Raw genomic sequence first — 16,513 nt, 5'->3', positions numbered from 1 at the left:
ACTAAGCTTTATTTATAAAGGGATATTTCCGTGTTTTTTACGAGGTGTATTAACTACTTTATTCTCCAGCATCTTAAAAGCCTTTATTAGCTTAGCTCTGGTTTGTGCCGGTTCAATCACTTCATCCACAAAACCACGTTCTGCAGCCCTATAAGGATTTGCGAAAATGTCCGAATATAATTTTTCTTTTTCCAACCATTTTTCTTCAGGGTGCTCTGCAGAGATAATTTCTTTTTTAAAGATGATTTCGGCAGCTCCTTTAGCACCCATAACAGCAATTTCAGCAGTAGGCCATGCATAATTTAAGTCGGCTCCAATATGTTTAGAGTTCATTACATCATATGCACCTCCGTAGGCTTTTCTGGTAATTACAGTAATTCTAGGTACTGTTGCTTCACTAAAAGCATATAATAATTTAGCACCATTGGTAATGATTCCATTCCACTCTTGATCTGTGCCAGGTAAAAAACCAGGGACATCCTCAAAAACGAGCAATGGGATGTTAAAACAGTCACAAAAGCGGACGAATCTAGCTGCCTTAGTTGAAGCATGATTGTCCAATACCCCGGCAAGATAAGCTGGTTGATTAGCTACAATTCCTATACTTCTTCCAGCCAGACGAGCAAAGCCTACTACAATGTTTTCAGCATAATCTTTATGTACTTCAAGGAAGCTATCTGCATCTGTTACTTCACCTATTACAGATCTTACATCATATGGCTGATTTGAATTCTCAGGCATAATTGTATTAAGAGATAGGCGATTTTCATCACTTAAAGTGTATGGCAATTGCGTAGGGATTTCCTCGCAATTTTGTGGCATATAACTTAATAACCTCTTAACATGATTGATGGCATCGAGTTCATTTGAACAAGCAAAATGAGTAACGCCCGATTTTGTAGCATGAGTAGATGCACCACCAAGTTCTTCAGAACTTACTTCTTCATGGGTTACAGTCTTTACTACATTTGGTCCTGTAACAAACATATAAGAGGTGTTCTCTACCATCAGGATAAAGTCTGTAATAGCTGGCGAATAAACGGCTCCGCCTGCACATGGGCCCATTATAGCCGAAAGCTGGGGAACAACCCCCGATGCTTGAACGTTTCTATAAAATATATCAGCATAACCGCCTAATGAAACTACGCCTTCCTGTATCCTTGCGCCTCCGCTATCATTTAGGCCAATTACAGGAGCTCCATTTTTCATGGCCATGTCCATTATCTTACAGATCTTTTCAGCATGAGTTTCAGAAAGAGAACCTCCAAAAACCGTGAAATCCTGAGAAAATACATAAACTAGCCTGCCATTGATGTTGCCATAGCCAGTTACTACACCATCGCCTAAATATTTTTCGCGTTCCATTCCAAAATCGACACTTCTATGGGTAACCATCATGCCAATTTCCTCAAAAGAATTTTCGTCCAATAAAAAATGAATACGTTCTCTGGCAGTTAATTTACCTTTTTTATGTTGGCTTTGAATTCTTGCTGCTCCACCACCTTCATTCGCTTCCTTTATTTTGTCCTGAAGTACATCTATTTTATTCTTCATTTTAAACGCAAATAATTTTAATTTTTACCAGCGATATTGCAATCGGGTAGTAAATACATCATCTTTTAAATCGGCAGTATAACCTGTCAATGTAGTAGCTTCGTTTACAACATGCTCGTTGTACAATGTAAGTTTAAATCTTGAATTTATTAGATAAGTAAGGCCATAACCAAGAGTACTATATTTAATATCGCCTGCAGTAGTATTATTACCTGCAGTACCAATTTCCATCGCACTTACCTTCCTGTTCGGATCATAGATGTCATAAGACAATAGTGCAGTAAAGTTACTATTGGCAATTTGTTGGGTTAACCACAAATAACTACCCGAAAACTCGCGAAGGTATAAATCTGTAGCAGGCTGTGTAGAGAAACTAGTACTGGCTACAGGGCCAAGCACACCGGTAGATGCAGCTACACCTGGTTGAGTACCTTGGATGTATTCAGCTTTAAAGATGGTTCTGCCAAAAGTATTGTCATATTGAAGCTGTAAATTTGCGCCATAGTATTCGCGTTTACCAAAGTAACCAACATTATCAGAACTGGTGTTTTTTTTGAATCCTACCCCATCAGGAGAGTAATAACTTTCTGTATCGCTGCGCACGGACCCTTCATAGATAGATCCGCCAAAACCTAGATGAAGCTTTTTATTTGCCAGGCTATCAAACTTAAAGCCCAGGTTTCCAATTATATCCTTTCTTGAGTCATAGTCTCTAGCATTATAACCACTTCCATTTACTACCGCTAACTCAGCAGTTATAAACTTAAATGGACCCTTTGGATGATAGGTAACCATTGCGCCAATATCACGCTCCCTGGGCATAAGGGTTTGGAAAACTCTAGCTCTCTCAGGGAAATCTCTATATCCCGAAGAATAAACAATTGAATGGCCAAAAGGACGGTTGAACAAACCTGCAGTTAGTAATAATACTTTGGAATCGGGTTGGTGTAGCTGTATGAAAGCATCCATCAACTGAATCCCATTTTGCGTCGCATCAATTTGAAAGACAATGCTTGAATACTTGTCAGCCCTGTCAATCTTTAAACGACCTCGACGAATCATAAAACGATTGTCAGAGTTCTTAGAGAAGTCTCCACCCGAAAAAGAAGAAATCCCCGGAGACTGAGCTTTCTGAAATTGTGTTTGCAGATATCCTGTAATCGCAATCTCATGAGGGTCATAAGTCGATGGAGCATTATTGCTTTGGGCAAAAAGGATAACCGGATAAAGAAAAATCAGGCTTAACAGTATTTTTTTCATGAATAAGTAAAAGAATTTTTGATCGCCTAAATTACGGTAAATGAAGCATTTTTCTTTAAAATGAGTCTATTTTTTAAAAAATAAGAGGAGAAAACATGGAACGGCAACAACTAAATTACATTTTTTTTACATGATAATTTGTAATTAAGGGATGTTTGGAGCTATTTTTGAACAGTTACGGAAAAGCGTAAAGCCAAATGTTTATAAGAAAATACCGTTTATTAATTGTTGTTACCTTCTTAAGTATCTTCTCTGCGAAGATGATTATTTCGGGTGCACCGGTATTTTTCAGTCATATTGACAAGAACATAATGATTTCTGTAATTATGCAAATTGAAGCCGAGCACAGCACTGATGGAGATGCTGGTAAAGCCAAAGTGAAATTCTTCGATTATAAGGTAGACTTTCAGCATGACTATGTATCATCGTCAGTACTCCATTTTTATGGAATCAAAAATAGTTTTATAGATCATTTCAAAAGGTATTTCGATCCATTCCATCCGTCGGTTCCTACACCGCCTCCTAACTTGAGCTAAATTATCAGGTGCAACTATCTTTAGTGGGTTGTTGCGCAATTTTTATAATTAGTTTAATAGATTAAAACATAGTTTTATGCAAAGTGGAAACTCAGTCTTTTCAAGATTGGAAGTGAAGAAATATATATTAAAAAAGAATTTAAAGCGTGATTTGCCATCCAGTGTTGTGGTCTTTCTCGTGGCCCTTCCCTTATGTTTAGGGATCGCTTTAGCTTCTGGCGCACCTCTGTTTGCGGGTCTTATAACAGGTATAGTCGGTGGTGTTGTGGTTGCTTCCTTAAGTGGGTCGCAATTAAGCGTTAGCGGTCCAGCTGCCGGGTTAACTGCAATAGTTCTGGGAGCAATTGGTCAGCTAGGTGGTTATGAGATATTTTTACTTGCTGTAGTTCTGGCAGGTGCAATGCAAGTTATACTTGGATTGTTAAAAGGAGGAACTATCGGTAATTATTTTCCATCAAGCGTAATTGAAGGGATGCTGGCAGCAATCGGATTAACGCTGATACTAAAACAGCTTCCCCATGCGCTCGGCGTGGATTCAGATTTTTTTGGTGATGAAAGCTTTTTTCAGAAAGACAATGAAAATACTTTTTCTGCCATTGGTGGAGCATTAAGTCATTTCAGTTTGGCTGCCATTATAATCAGTGGATTGTCGATAGCCGTATTAATTTTATGGCCAAAATTTAAAAAGTTAAGTGTTGTTCCTGCTCCTTTGGTGGTAGTGGTAATAGGAGTTGTGCTTACTATTGTGTTTCAAGGCGGTCAATATGCTTTGACAGCAAAACAAATGGTGGAGATACCTGTTGTAAACAGTTGGTCTGAATTTACAGGTTTATTTGCCGCACCAGATTTTTCACAGATATTGAATGGAAAAGTTTGGGTTGTTGCTGCCACAATTGCTGTAGTTGCAAGTCTTGAAACTCTTTTAAGCATTGAAGCTATAGATAAAATAGACCCGATTAAACGCGTGTCGCCAACAAATAGAGAGTTAGTTGCCCAAGGTACAGGAAACATGGTTAGTGGTTTGCTAGGTGGATTGCCTTTAACATCTGTAATTGTAAGAAGCTCTGCCAACGTAAATGCTGGTGGAAGAACCAAAATGTCCGCTATTTTTCATGGTGTGTGGTTACTTTTGTCATTGCTTTTTATACCGGGTATTATAAATATGATCCCTTTGGCGTGTTTGGCTGCAATCCTATTAGTAACAGGTTATAAATTGGCGCGTATAGCATTATTTAAGCACATGTACCATAAAGGTTGGGATCAGTTCGTACCATTTGTAATTACTATTGTAGCTGTTTTGTTAACAGATTTACTAAAAGGTGTTGCTATAGGTATGTTATTCTCAATATTCTATTTATTGCGTACCAATATGCGGAATCCATATTTCTATAAAATACAGGAAGAGGGTAATAAAAAGAATTTAAGAATAAAATTAGCCGAAGAAGTGTCTTTCTTAAATAAGGCAGCCATCCAGGTAGTATTAAATAAAATCCCTAAAGAAACCAATGTAATCATTGATGGATCTAATTCAAGGTACATAGATCCAGATGTATTGGAAACCATTTTTAATTATAAGCACAATGCTTATACTAAAGGTATTATTGTAGTTTTGGAAAATATCAAACAACAATATACCGTACCTAAATTAAACAATAAAGTAATTGAAGAAATTAATAATTAAATTATTATGTGCGCGAAATTAGAAAAACAAGATTCAAAAGAAATAACATACGAAGGATTATTACAGGGGAATAAGGATTGGGTAGCGGATACGCTTAAGGAGGATCCAACATTTTTCGACAGACTTTCTGCGGGACAGGCTCCTCCTGTTCTTTGGATTGGATGTTCTGACAGCCGTGTGCCAGCTAATCAAATTACCAATACCATGCCTGGTGATATCTTTGTACACCGTAACATTGCAAATGTGGTTGCGCATACAGATATGAATATGCTGAGTGTACTGGATTATTCTGTTAATGTATTAAAAGTAAAGCATGTTATTGTGTGCGGCCATTATGGTTGCGGTGGTGTAAATGCTGCTTTGGGTGATAAACAGGTCGGTTTGATTGACAATTGGTTAAGGAATATCAAAGACGTTATCCGAATGCACGAACGTGAGATGCAAACAATTAAGGATCCTAAAAAGAGATCTAATCGTTTGGTTGAACTCAATGCAATAGAAGGTGCTGCAAATGTTATGAGTACTTCTATTGTGCAAAATGCATGGGCTTCAGGGCAGGAACTTTCTGTTCACGCTTGGGTGTATAGTCTCGAAACCGGATTGATTAAGGATTTGCAGGTAAGTGCATCAGCGGCGGATGATATTTCTCCAGTGTTTAAAATGAATACAGGAAAATAATTATTCTTCATTGAGAAGGTAATTTCCCGATTAAGCAGAATGCTGATTTAATCAATAAATAAAAAACTCCCGGCGATGAGCCGGGAGTTTTTTATTATCCTAAAAATGGGTAACGATAATCCTTTGGCGGATCAAATGTTTCCTTAATAGTACGTGGAGAAACCCAACGTAACAAGTTGATCATTGATCCGGCTTTATCATTTGTGCCTGATCCTCTGGCGCCGCCAAAAGGTTGTTGACCAACAACTGCACCAGTACATTTATCATTGATATAGAAATTACCTGCAGCATTTCTTAAACGATGAGTAGCTTTTTCTATAGCGTAACGATCCTGAGCAATAATAGCTCCTGTTAAAGCATAAATAGAAGTGGTATCTATGATGTCTAAAACCTTATCGAAATCTTTATCCTCGTAAACATAAATAGTTAAAACAGGACCGAAAAGCTCTTCACACATTGTAGTATATTTCGGATCTTTAACAACAAGCACTGTCGGTTCAATAAAGTAACCTTTAGACTTATCGTAATTTCCACCGGCAATAATCTCTACAGATTTATCTGCTTTAGCTGCATCAATATATTTAGCTAATTTATTAAAAGACTTTTCGTCGATAACCGCGTTAATAAAATTGCTGAAATCTTCAGTTCCACCCATTTTAAAGGTAGCCAGATCGCGAAGCATTAGTTGCTTAATCTCTGGCCATACTGTTTTTGAAATATACACACGTGAAGCAGCAGAACATTTCTGACCTTGGTATTCAAAAGCACCACGAATAATTGCCGTGCTCGAAATTTCAGGCTCTGCAGAACCATGAACAAGGATAAAATCCTTACCGCCGGTTTCTCCAACAATACGAGGATAAGTTTTAAATTTATGAATGTTATTACCAATAGTTTTCCAGATGTTTTGGAAAACAGCGGTAGAACCTGTAAAGTGAATTCCTGCAAAATCAGGGTGACTAAAGATCACTTCGCCAGCCTCAGGTCCATCAACATAAACAAGGTTGATAACTCCATCTGGTAATCCGGCTTCTCTAAAAATCTGCATTAAAACATTGGCAGCAAAAATTTGAGTATCTGCCGGCTTCCATACTACAACATTACCCATCATGGCAGCTGATGTAGGAAGATTTCCAGCAATGGCAGTAAAGTTAAAAGGAGTTAAAGCAAACACAAAACCTTCTAATGGGCGTTGTTCCACTCTGTTCCACGATCCTTTAGGAGAAACAGGAGGTTGTTGCTTATAGATTTCAGCCATATAGCTAACGTTGAAACGAAGAAAATCGATCAACTCACATGCTGCATCAATCTCTGCCTGGTAAGCATTTTTTGACTGCCCAAGCATTGTAGCCGCATTTAATTTATAACGATAAGGGCCAGCAATTAGGTCAGCAGCCTTCAGGAAAATTGCAGCACGATGTTCCCATGCTAAATTCTCCCAGTCAGCCTTAGCTGCCAAAGCAGCATCAATAGCTTGCTTTACATGGTGTTTATTTCCAATACTATATTTGCCCAATACATGTTGGTGATCGTGCGGAGGGGTAACCTTTCCTTTAACTTCTGTATGCACTTCCTCAACACCAATATACATAGGTATTTCAATCTGTTTGGAACGGGCATCGGCTAAAGCAGCCATCAAAAGTTCACGTTCTTTACTTCCTGGTGCATAACCCAAAATGGGTTCATTTACAGGAGCTGGTACGTTAAAAAATCCTTTAAGCATGTTATAATAAGTTATTTTTACAAAGGTAAACTTTTATTTATTACACTGGTAAAGGGTAATCCTCATAAACGTGATAAAATGAGCGGTAATAATTCTTATTTTTGAAAGCTCAAATGATTAAATACCTCCGACTGTTGTTACTTCCGTTTTCTGCCCTGTATGGCTTAGTGATTCTTATCAGGAACAAGCTATTTGATACAGGTATGTTTAAGCAAACGAGCTTCAACCTACCGATTATCTGTGTAGGTAATCTTGTTGTTGGCGGTTCAGGTAAGAGCCCAGTAACAGAATACCTGGTAAATCTTCTTTCTGAGAAGCGGATTGCCATTTTAAGTAGGGGGTACGGCCGCAAAACCAAGGGATATATCCTCGCAGATAAAACCGCTACCGCCGAGACAATAGGCGATGAGCCTATGCAGTTTTATAATAAGTTTTCTAATGTAACCGTGGCTGTTTGCGAAGATAGGGTAACAGGTATTAACCATTTAAAAAGCAATCACGACATTATAATACTCGACGATGCCTTTCAGCATAGAAGTGTAAAGCCAGGTTTTAGCATTCTTCTTTTTGAATATCAAAAGCTATTAAGACCACAATTTTTGCTTCCTGCGGGGAATTTAAGAGAACCATTTACAGGCTATCATCGTGCACAGGCATTATTGGTTACCAAAGGGCCAGTTAAAATAGATATCCACCAAAAGCAAGCCTGTTTAAATAAATTTGATGCTAAAGCAAAAGAAAACCTATCATTCTCGTTTCTAACTTATGGTAACCTTACACATCTTATTAGTAAAGAGCAAAAGCCTTTGACTTCAATTTCAAATACTACAGCTGTGTTTTTGATAACAGGTATAGCCAATCCTTTACCTTTGTTAACTGAGTTGCAGAAATATACCTCACAGATAGATCATCATGATTATCCCGACCATTATCGGTTTGCCACCCAAAACATTCAACAGCTGGTAAATGCCTTTAATAACAATCCTTCTGAAGAAAAAATAATAATAACAACAGAAAAAGATGCACAGCGTTTATTAGATGGTGTATTAAAAGAATTACTTTTAAATTTGCCTGTCTTTTATTTGCCAGTTAAAATTACATTGCAAGAAGAAGATAAAGCTACATTTGATCAAAAGATTTTAGATTATGTTTCAAGCACTACACGAAACCGTTGAATATATAAAGCGAAAAACTGATAATTTCCTTCCGGAAATTGGCATTGTTTTAGGAACTGGACTAGGTGGTCTTGTTAATGATATTGAGGTAGAGTACCAGTTAATGTATTCCAATATTCCTAATTTCCCAATCTCAACGTTAGAGTTTCATACCGGAAAGCTAATATTCGGGAAACTTAATGGTAAGAAAGTAGTAGCAATGCAAGGCCGTCTTCATTATTACGAAGGCTACTCCATGCAGCAAATCACATTCCCAATAAGGGTGATGAAAGTTTTAGGAATTGCTCATCTATTTGTTTCAAATGCTGCGGGGTCATTAAATCCGGAATTTAAAAAAGGCGACTTAATGGTGATCAATGATCACATCAATTTGCAACCTGAGAGTCCTTTACGTGGCAGTAATGATTCAGATATGGGCCCTCGTTTCCCTGATATGAGCCAGCCTTATAACAGATCGTTAATAAAGCAAGCAATTAATATTGCTAACGACAACAACATTACTTGCCACCAAGGCGTTTACATTGCCGTAACGGGGCCTAATTTAGAAACAAAAGCAGAGTACAACTATTTAAGAATTATTGGAGGTGATGCCGTAGGGATGAGTACTGTGCCGGAGGTTATTGTTGCCAATCATATGGGTGTTCCGGTGTTTGCAATTTCTGTATTAACAGATGAAGGATTTACCGAAGTGTTAGAACCCGTAAGTCTCGAAGAAATAATAGAGACAGCAAAGATAGCCGAGCCTAAAATGACAAAAATATTGAGCCAGTTAATTTCAACTTTATAATGTATAAAAACATTGCCTTTCTTGTTTTTTGCTTTGTCATCTTCGGTGGTGCACAATTGTTTGCGCAGGATTTAAAAACTTCCGTTAGAGAGAATAAAGAGATGGATTCCTTAAGGAAAAAGGAAGAGGAAGGGCGAGACTCTGTAATATTTACCTCAAAATACATTAGGTATACTACGCTGAGGCTAACAAAAGATAGCATACAAACTATAGCTCTGGATACAACCCTAACCGGTTTTCAGAATTTTAATGTGTTAGTACAACCAAGAACACCAACTGTTGGAGTTGGTAACTTAGGTCTATCAGCCAGACCAATGCTTTTTGAACCCGTAAAAACCATAGGTTTTGATATAGGAATACACAATTTGGATTATTATGCGATGACGCATGACGATATTAAGTATTATCAGGCCAGAACACCATTTACCAGTCTTTATTACGTTAGTGCTGGCGAAGCGGAACAGGTTTTTAAAGTTGTACACTCCCAAAATATTAAGCCAAATTTTAATATTGGGCTTAATTTTAATAGAATAGGGGCAAACGGATATTATAGAAGGCAAAGGGGAGATGACCTCAATGGAGCTCTCTTTAGTTGGTACCAGTCGCCAAACAAAAGGTATAACCTGTGGACGAGTGTTGTATTTAATACCCTTAAAACTCAGGAAAATGGTTCAATTACTAACGATTCCATTTTTGTTACAGGTGCTGCACAAACATCTGTAGATAAGCTTACGGAGCCAGTTAGGTTACAAACAGGAAAGCGAATCTATCGTCAAACCGGATTTATGCTTAAGCAAACTTATTTTGTAGGCCGGATAGACAGCGTTGCCCAGGAAATAACAAAAAAAATTCTACCTACAAATAAGATATCCTATACCTTAAAGTACGATGCAAACTCTTATGCATTTCAAAAGGATGAAGATATTCCTGACACAAGTGTTAGGAATGCTGTCTTTCCACATGGGATTGGTATTGCAGATAGTACTTTTACTAATGACAGTACCAGATACAGCCATATACAAAATGAATTTATATACAGCTTTTTCTTAAGGTCAAAAGGAAGTTCAATTATCAAAAATGAACTGAAATTAGACGTAGGTATAAAGCACGACTTTTATAAGTATAATCAAATGGTGCTGTACAGGGACAGGACAAGATTTTATGATTACTCATCAACCTTCCAAAACATTACCTTGTTGGGTAACGCCGGTTATCGTTTAAGTGATAAAATAGATTTTAATGTTGATTTGCAACAAATCTTTCAGGGACGTAACATCGGTGATTTTCTATACGAAGCCAAAAGTAATGTTAAGTTAAGTAAATCTGTGGGGCGTATTGCGCTTGGTGCTTATTTCCAAAACAAGTCGCCTGATGAAACTTATGTCAATTATTTTGGGAACCATTACCGTTGGGAAAATAATTTCGATCGTACTAAAACCATCAATCTATCTTTTAATTTTATTAACGACAAGTTCGGTTTTGATGCGGGTGCACAATATTATTTAATAGACAATTACCTGTATTTTGGTCAGGATGATTTAGGGGGTATTAAGCCGTTTCAATTAGGTTCTTCTATAAATCTCCTTAAAATAACTGCAGGTAAAAAGTTCAGGTTTGGTAAGTTTAATCTGGAAAGTTATGTGGTTTACCAAAAAACAGATAATCCTGATAAGTTGCGTACTCCGGAAATTTATACTTTCAATAGTTTTTATCTGGATCAAACCTTCTTTAAGGTGTTAAAAACAAATGTCGGTTTTGACGTGCGCTATAACACTCCATATAAGGCATACTCTTATTCAACAGCCACAGGTCAGTTTTATGTTGGTAAAGATGTAACCTTTGATACGACACCAATTGTCGATGTATGGGTTAAAGCAAGCTTAAGAAGAGCTAATCTTTTTGTGAAATGCGATTACGTAAACCAAGGTTTAATTTACAAAGGGTACTATTCTGTTAACCGTTATCCAATGCCGGATCGATTACTGTTCAAATTTGGTGTAAGCTGGAATTTCTACGATTAAACTACGAATGAGCAGATTAAAGCTATCGTCGAGATGACGAAGTGAGCGAACATATTTTCATTGCTAAGTCTTTTGAGGCTTTTTTTTAGCAGCGGGAAACAAAACATTGTTCAATATCAACCTGTAGCCTGGCGAATTAGGGTGCAGGTTTAAGTCTGTTGGAGGATCTCCTACAGCATGCTGATAATCTTCAGGATCATGACCACCATAGAAAGTAAACTGACCTTTGCCAATCTCCCCATTTAAATAGCGCACTTCTTCAGCACCTTTGTTTTCTCCAAGAACAGTTACACTTGGTTTTACAACACGTTTTTTAAATGCGGTAGTTTGCCCCATAAACCCTTTAATAACCTTATCATGATTTTGAGTTAGCATAGTTGGCACAAGATCCCATTTTGCAGAGAAATCAAACAAAGTGAAAAAATCATTCGACTGTACCAGTGTTCTTGTCTGGGTAGCATCAATATCAGAAAACTCGTAATTATTAGGGTTTTCATCAAGCTTAAAATCTTTAAAAGCAAAGGTGTTATTGTAATTAAGTTTACTCTGAGCCTGCGGATCAGCAGCATCACCATCAAACATACTTTCGCAAATATCGACGCCTTCAGCGCTCAATGCAATGTCAAAACTATCAGTACCTGAGCACATGGCAAAAAGGAAGCCTCCACCTGTACAGAATTCCTTTATTCGTTTTGCCACGGCAAGTTTTAATTGAGATACCTTAGTAAAGCCATTTCTTTTAGCTGTAGCTTCTTGATTTTTAACGTCCTCACGATACCATGTCGCATTTCTAAATGAACTCCAAAAACGACCGTACTGACCGGTAAAATCCTCATGATGAAGGTGTAGCCAGTCATAGGCCGACAGCTTATCCTTCAAAACGTCATCATCATATACTACGTCGTAAGGGATTTCAGCATAGGTAAGTACCATTGTCACGGCATCATCCCATGGTAATTTACTTTTGGGCGAGTAAACAGCTATTTTGGGAGCTTTTTCGAGCTTCACCATTTCCATATTTACCTGCGGATCGCTGATCTCATTTAAAATACCCGTTACCTTTCCATCTGCAAGTATCTGATAAGAAACGCCTCTTGTTTTGCATTCATCTTCAATGGCTTTATTGTAGCCGATTAAAAAGCTGCCACCTCTATAATTCAAAAGCCAGCTAACATCCGCTTTCTGCTTTATGCTCCAATAGGCAATGCCATAAGCCTTTAAATGATTCTTTTGATCCTCATCCATGTAGATAAGAATAGACGATGCCTTGGCAGCTATTGTAACTACAAGTAAGAAAAATAGAATGCCAAATTTTTTAAAGCTTAAAATCATGCGTTTGTATCAATGAGTACGAATGTATATTTTTTGTATACCAATATAAAATTATAATGTACATATAACGCTTTTAGTATAAATTGCATATAAAAACTATTTTATCTAAGTTTGGCGTTTACAAAAAATAACATGAGTAAAGCAATAATTAAAACAGAGAAAGGGAACATGACTGTTCAGTTTTATGATCAGGATGCACCAAATACAGTTGCTAACTTTAAAAAATTAGCTAACGAAGGATTTTATGATGGGATTACATTTCACAGAGTAATACCAAACTTTGTGGTTCAGGCTGGATGTCCAAACTCTAAAGATCCTGCAAAAGCACACTTAGCAGGTACTGGTGGCCCAGGTTATAAAATTGATTGTGAGCTTTCTGGTGAGAACCAATATCATGACCGTGGTGTTTTATCGATGGCACACGCCGGAAGAAACACTGGAGGATCACAGTTTTTTATCTGCCACAGCAGAGACAATACTGCTCACTTAGATAGAAATCATACTGTATTCGGTAAAGTAGTAGAAAATGTCGATATTGTTGATGATATTAAACAAGGTGACAAGATTTTAGGAATAGAAGTAATAGAGGATTAATATGAATTTAAGAGGAATAGTAGCAGTATCTGGGAGACCAGGCCTATTTAAACTAGTAGGGCAAAATAAAGGCGGATATGTTCTTGAGAGCCTTGATGCTCAGAAAGTTAAAATTGTAGCCAATATTACTACAACCAAACTTGCATCATTAGAAGACATTACCATTTACGGTGAAGATGAAGATCTGAAACTTGTAGATGTTTTGGCTAACATTGCTGCCGCTAAAGGAAACGTTCCTGATGCAAAATCAGACATAACGGCTTTAAAAGCATTCTTTAAAGAAGTAGCTCCAGCTCATGATGAAGAGAAAGTATATACCTCTGACATGAAAAAGATCATTACCTGGTATCATTTACTAAAAGAGTTGCCTTTGTTTTCAGAGGAAGCACCTTCAGTAACGCCAGAGCAAGAAGCTTTAAAAGCAGAAGAGAAAAGCGATAAAAAGCCAAAAGGTACGCCAAAGCCATCAAATGCAAAAGCGCCGGCTAAAACATCACAACCAGCTAAAAAAGCAAGCATGACCAGTAAAAAAGGCGTGTAGTTAGCTAATTACAATATTAAACGAAGCCGGGTTATTTATAATTCGGCTTCGTTGTTTTAAGCCAGATACCAGATCAGCAAAAATGCTATTGCCGAAACAACAATAGCAATAATATAGCTTAAACGATCCTTTCTCTTGTCGCTTTTAAACCTATAATTTCTTTTATAATCTGATGGTAAGCGCATAGTAAATCTCCTTTTATATAATGATGAAAGCCGTTTTAAATTTCCATAAAATTAACACAGATTATTCGTGGTGATATGGCTCACCTTTTAAAATGCTAAAAGCTCTGTATAGCTGTTCTACAAAGAATAAACGTACCATTTGGTGAGAGAAAGTCATATCAGAAAGCGATATGCTTCCGTTAGCCCGTTTATAAACAGACTCATCAAAGCCATAAGGCCCGCCTATTACAAATACCAAATGCTGAACACTTCCAATCATCTGTTTGTTTAAATAATTAGAAAAAAGAACAGAAGTATACTTTTTGCCTTTCTCATCAAGTAAAATCACAGTATCCGGATTACTGATATGCTTTAACATCATCTCAGCCTCTTTGCTTTTTTGCTGTGCTTCACTTAAGTTTTTAGTGTTTTTCACATCAGGAATAACAATCATATTAAAGACGATGTAATGTTTTAATCGATTTAAATACTTTTCAATACCCTCAATAAGGTATTTTTCTTCAGTTTTTCCTGTAACAAGTAGTGTAATTTTCATCTAATTAGCGGAGTAATAATCAATTCCCTATATTTAACAAACCGAGCCGAAGCAAAACAGTTCAATGGAGAAAAATACAATGATAAGAACAAAAGATAGCATTTTAAACGATTACAGAAATAATGTAGAGAGTCAGCAAGCCCAAATTGATGGCCTCAAAAGTAAACTCAATAAAATATCATTCTCCCGCTTAGGTCTTTTTATTGCCGAGATATTAATAGTTACCCTCATCATAAATATGGGGTTTTCTTGGATATTAATAGCACTAACCGCTATCCCGGTAATCCTTTTTATGATTTTGGTTAAAAAGCAAAGTGAGGTGCAACAGGAGCTAACCTATGCAGAACAGCTTTTGTGGGTTTACCAAAATGAAGTAAATCACATTACTTCAAACATTAATGGATATAGCAATGGCGAAAACTATGCCGACGAATACCATCCATATTCATCTGATTTGGATATTTACGGACAAGGGACTTTGTTTGCTCACATCAATAGATGCAATACCAATAATGGCTTAAATATCCTTGCAGAAAATCTTGGGAGGCCAAATGAAAAGGAAGTTATTTTAAAGCGACAAGAAGCTATTGCCGAATTAACTGAGCATATAGATAAAACCTTTCACTTCAGGGCCGAATTACAAAACCATAAACCAGGCCAACTTGATGTTATTAAGGATAAGCTGGAGCATCAGCTACCCAATCACCTAACATTTACTAAAAGTAAAGTACTTCAGTTATACGTAAAAATAGGGCCTTATATTACCATAGGTCTGCTTATACTTGGTGCTATATTTGGCGGCTATGTATGGAAAATATTTGGCTTTGTAGCCATATTTAATATGGGGATCATCTTTTTCAACCTTAAATACATTAATCAGATTTATTATGGGTTTACAGGAAGCTCAAATTTACTAGACTCCTTTTCTGGCACAGTAAAGTGGACAGAAGATATAGCGTGGCGGAGCCCTTATATTAAGGACTTTTTTAAGGGTAATGACGAGAAAAATAAAACAAACGATCCCGTAAGTAAACAAATCAAACAACTAGCTTCCATCATAAAGGCATTTGATGTGAGACTTAACCCATTTTTAGGTTTTCTTTTAAACCTGTTTTTACTCTTAGATTTAAAATGCTCTTTCGATTTAATTAAATGGTATGCAAAATCTTCAGCTAATTTGGTAGGAGGCCTGTATAGGATCAGCCAGTTCGAAGAGCTCATTTCCTTTGCAACACTTAATCATAATCAGCCTGATTGGAACTTTCCAACAATTGCAGATACCTTTACCTTACATGGTACTGAATTAGGACATCCGCTAATTCACGAAAGCGCGCGCGTAGCGAACGATTTTGGTTTGGAGGGACATCCGACGGTTGACATCGTTACGGGCTCTAATATGGCCGGAAAAAGCACATTCCTACGTACAGTAGGTATTAACATGGTGCTTGCCTTTTCAGGCGCTCCGGTTTGCGCTAAAGAAATGTCGCTTTCCATATTTAAAGTGCTTTCATATATGCGTATCAAGGATTCGCTGAACGATCAAACATCAACTTTTAAAGCAGAGCTAAACAGACTTAAAATGATCCTCGATGCGATCAGTATTTCCGAAAATTCATTTGTGCTGATTGATGAAATGCTTAGAGGAACCAATAGCAAGGATAAATACCTGGGTTCAAAAGTGTTCATTGAAAGGCTAATTGCACAAAAAACACCTGCGCTGTTTGCCACTCACGACCTACAGCTTTCAGAAATGGAAGCCGACCATAGCCACGAAGTTAGAAACTATCATTTTGATATTCAGATTGCAGAAGACGAAATGAAGTTTGATTATAAATTGAAGCATGGCCCTTGCAAAACATTTAATGCCGCCCTGTTACTCAAACAGATAGGCTTAACATTAAGTTAATACCA

15 protein-coding genes are annotated in these 16,513 nt (G+C 37.2%); 9 read left to right on the top strand and 6 right to left on the bottom strand.

Translation table 11 applies throughout. The features are described from left to right. Nucleotides 1-12: 12 nt before the first annotated feature. Nucleotides 13-1,554 (bottom strand): acyl-CoA carboxylase subunit beta, encoded by a 1,542-nt coding sequence (locus tag J1905_RS18535; protein WP_214228742.1) that lies wholly within the window; start codon nucleotides 1,552-1,554, stop codon nucleotides 13-15. A gap of 24 nt (nucleotides 1,555-1,578) precedes the next feature. Beyond that, on the bottom strand, nucleotides 1,579-2,814 hold the full coding sequence (locus tag J1905_RS18530) for a porin (RefSeq protein WP_214228741.1): 1,236 nt from the start codon (nucleotides 2,812-2,814) through the stop codon (nucleotides 1,579-1,581). 197 nt (nucleotides 2,815-3,011) lie between these two features. Here J1905_RS18530 and J1905_RS18525 point away from each other — a divergent pair, with 197 nt between their 5' ends. The 3 genes from J1905_RS18525 (at nucleotide 3,012) to J1905_RS18515 (ending at nucleotide 5,709) form a co-directional block, all read left to right on the top strand. Continuing rightward, the gene (locus J1905_RS18525) at nucleotides 3,012-3,350 is read left to right on the top strand and encodes a hypothetical protein (RefSeq protein WP_214228740.1); all 339 of its coding nucleotides are present in this window, start codon (nucleotides 3,012-3,014) and stop codon (nucleotides 3,348-3,350) included. A gap of 76 nt (nucleotides 3,351-3,426) precedes the next feature. Next, the gene (locus J1905_RS18520; protein ID WP_214228739.1) at nucleotides 3,427-5,031 is read left to right on the top strand and encodes a SulP family inorganic anion transporter; all 1,605 of its coding nucleotides are present in this window, start codon (nucleotides 3,427-3,429) and stop codon (nucleotides 5,029-5,031) included. A gap of 6 nt (nucleotides 5,032-5,037) precedes the next feature. After that, on the top strand, nucleotides 5,038-5,709 hold the full coding sequence (locus tag J1905_RS18515) for a carbonic anhydrase (protein WP_214228738.1): 672 nt from the start codon (nucleotides 5,038-5,040) through the stop codon (nucleotides 5,707-5,709). 94 nt (nucleotides 5,710-5,803) lie between these two features. On the opposite strand, the gene pruA is transcribed toward J1905_RS18515, so the two are convergent. Then, nucleotides 5,804-7,432, bottom strand: a complete 1,629-nt coding sequence (pruA, locus tag J1905_RS18510) for an L-glutamate gamma-semialdehyde dehydrogenase (RefSeq protein WP_214228737.1) — start codon at nucleotides 7,430-7,432, stop codon at nucleotides 5,804-5,806. Between the two features lie 113 nt (nucleotides 7,433-7,545). Between pruA and lpxK the strand changes: the two genes are divergently transcribed. The 3 genes from lpxK to J1905_RS18495 are packed head-to-tail and all read left to right on the top strand — an operon-like array spanning nucleotide 7,546 to nucleotide 11,415. Further along, the gene (lpxK, locus tag J1905_RS18505; RefSeq protein ID WP_214228736.1) at nucleotides 7,546-8,607 is read left to right on the top strand and encodes a tetraacyldisaccharide 4'-kinase; all 1,062 of its coding nucleotides are present in this window, start codon (nucleotides 7,546-7,548) and stop codon (nucleotides 8,605-8,607) included. Then, nucleotides 8,579-9,394, top strand: coding sequence for a purine-nucleoside phosphorylase (locus J1905_RS18500; RefSeq protein ID WP_214228735.1), 816 nt, complete (start codon nucleotides 8,579-8,581; stop codon nucleotides 9,392-9,394). Before lpxK ends, J1905_RS18500 begins: the two co-directional genes overlap by 29 nt. Beyond that, a complete protein-coding gene (locus J1905_RS18495; protein WP_214228734.1) occupies nucleotides 9,394-11,415 on the top strand; it encodes a putative porin in 2,022 nt (673 codons plus the stop codon). The genes J1905_RS18500 and J1905_RS18495 overlap by 1 nt, the downstream gene beginning before the upstream one ends. Before the next feature lie 63 nt (nucleotides 11,416-11,478). Here the strand turns inward: J1905_RS18495 and J1905_RS18490 are convergent, their stop codons facing one another. Further along, on the bottom strand, nucleotides 11,479-12,660 hold the full coding sequence (locus tag J1905_RS18490) for an asparagine synthetase B (protein ID WP_214228774.1): 1,182 nt from the start codon (nucleotides 12,658-12,660) through the stop codon (nucleotides 11,479-11,481). A 219-nt stretch (nucleotides 12,661-12,879) separates the two neighbouring features. Between J1905_RS18490 and J1905_RS18485 the strand changes: the two genes are divergently transcribed. Together J1905_RS18485 and J1905_RS18480 are read left to right on the top strand one after the other, a co-directional pair. Beyond that, nucleotides 12,880-13,341 (top strand): peptidylprolyl isomerase, encoded by a 462-nt coding sequence (locus tag J1905_RS18485; RefSeq protein WP_173091081.1) that lies wholly within the window; start codon nucleotides 12,880-12,882, stop codon nucleotides 13,339-13,341. 1 nt (nucleotide 13,342) lies between these two features. Further along, complete coding sequence (locus J1905_RS18480) at nucleotides 13,343-13,882, top strand: DUF5606 family protein (RefSeq protein WP_214228733.1); 540 nt, start codon at nucleotides 13,343-13,345, stop codon at nucleotides 13,880-13,882. 56 nt (nucleotides 13,883-13,938) lie between these two features. On the opposite strand, the gene J1905_RS23755 is transcribed toward J1905_RS18480, so the two are convergent. Next, the gene (locus J1905_RS23755; protein WP_284445127.1) at nucleotides 13,939-14,067 is read right to left on the bottom strand and encodes a hypothetical protein; all 129 of its coding nucleotides are present in this window, start codon (nucleotides 14,065-14,067) and stop codon (nucleotides 13,939-13,941) included. Between the two features lie 61 nt (nucleotides 14,068-14,128). Continuing rightward, nucleotides 14,129-14,602: a 23S rRNA (pseudouridine(1915)-N(3))-methyltransferase RlmH gene (gene rlmH / locus J1905_RS18475; RefSeq protein ID WP_214228732.1), complete on the bottom strand. Its 474-nt coding sequence runs from the start codon at nucleotides 14,600-14,602 to the stop codon at nucleotides 14,129-14,131. Between the two features lie 64 nt (nucleotides 14,603-14,666). Here rlmH and J1905_RS18470 point away from each other — a divergent pair, with 64 nt between their 5' ends. Then, a complete protein-coding gene (locus tag J1905_RS18470) occupies nucleotides 14,667-16,508 on the top strand; it encodes a MutS-related protein (RefSeq protein ID WP_250318139.1) in 1,842 nt (613 codons plus the stop codon). Nucleotides 16,509-16,513 lie beyond the last annotated feature (5 nt).

The organism is Pedobacter sp. B4-66 (assembly GCF_018492665.1).
In the GTDB taxonomy this organism is placed as follows: domain Bacteria; phylum Bacteroidota; class Bacteroidia; order Sphingobacteriales; family Sphingobacteriaceae; genus Pedobacter.
The sequence above is the reverse complement of the archived record's forward strand: the minus strand, read 5'-3'. Positions and strand labels throughout refer to the sequence as shown.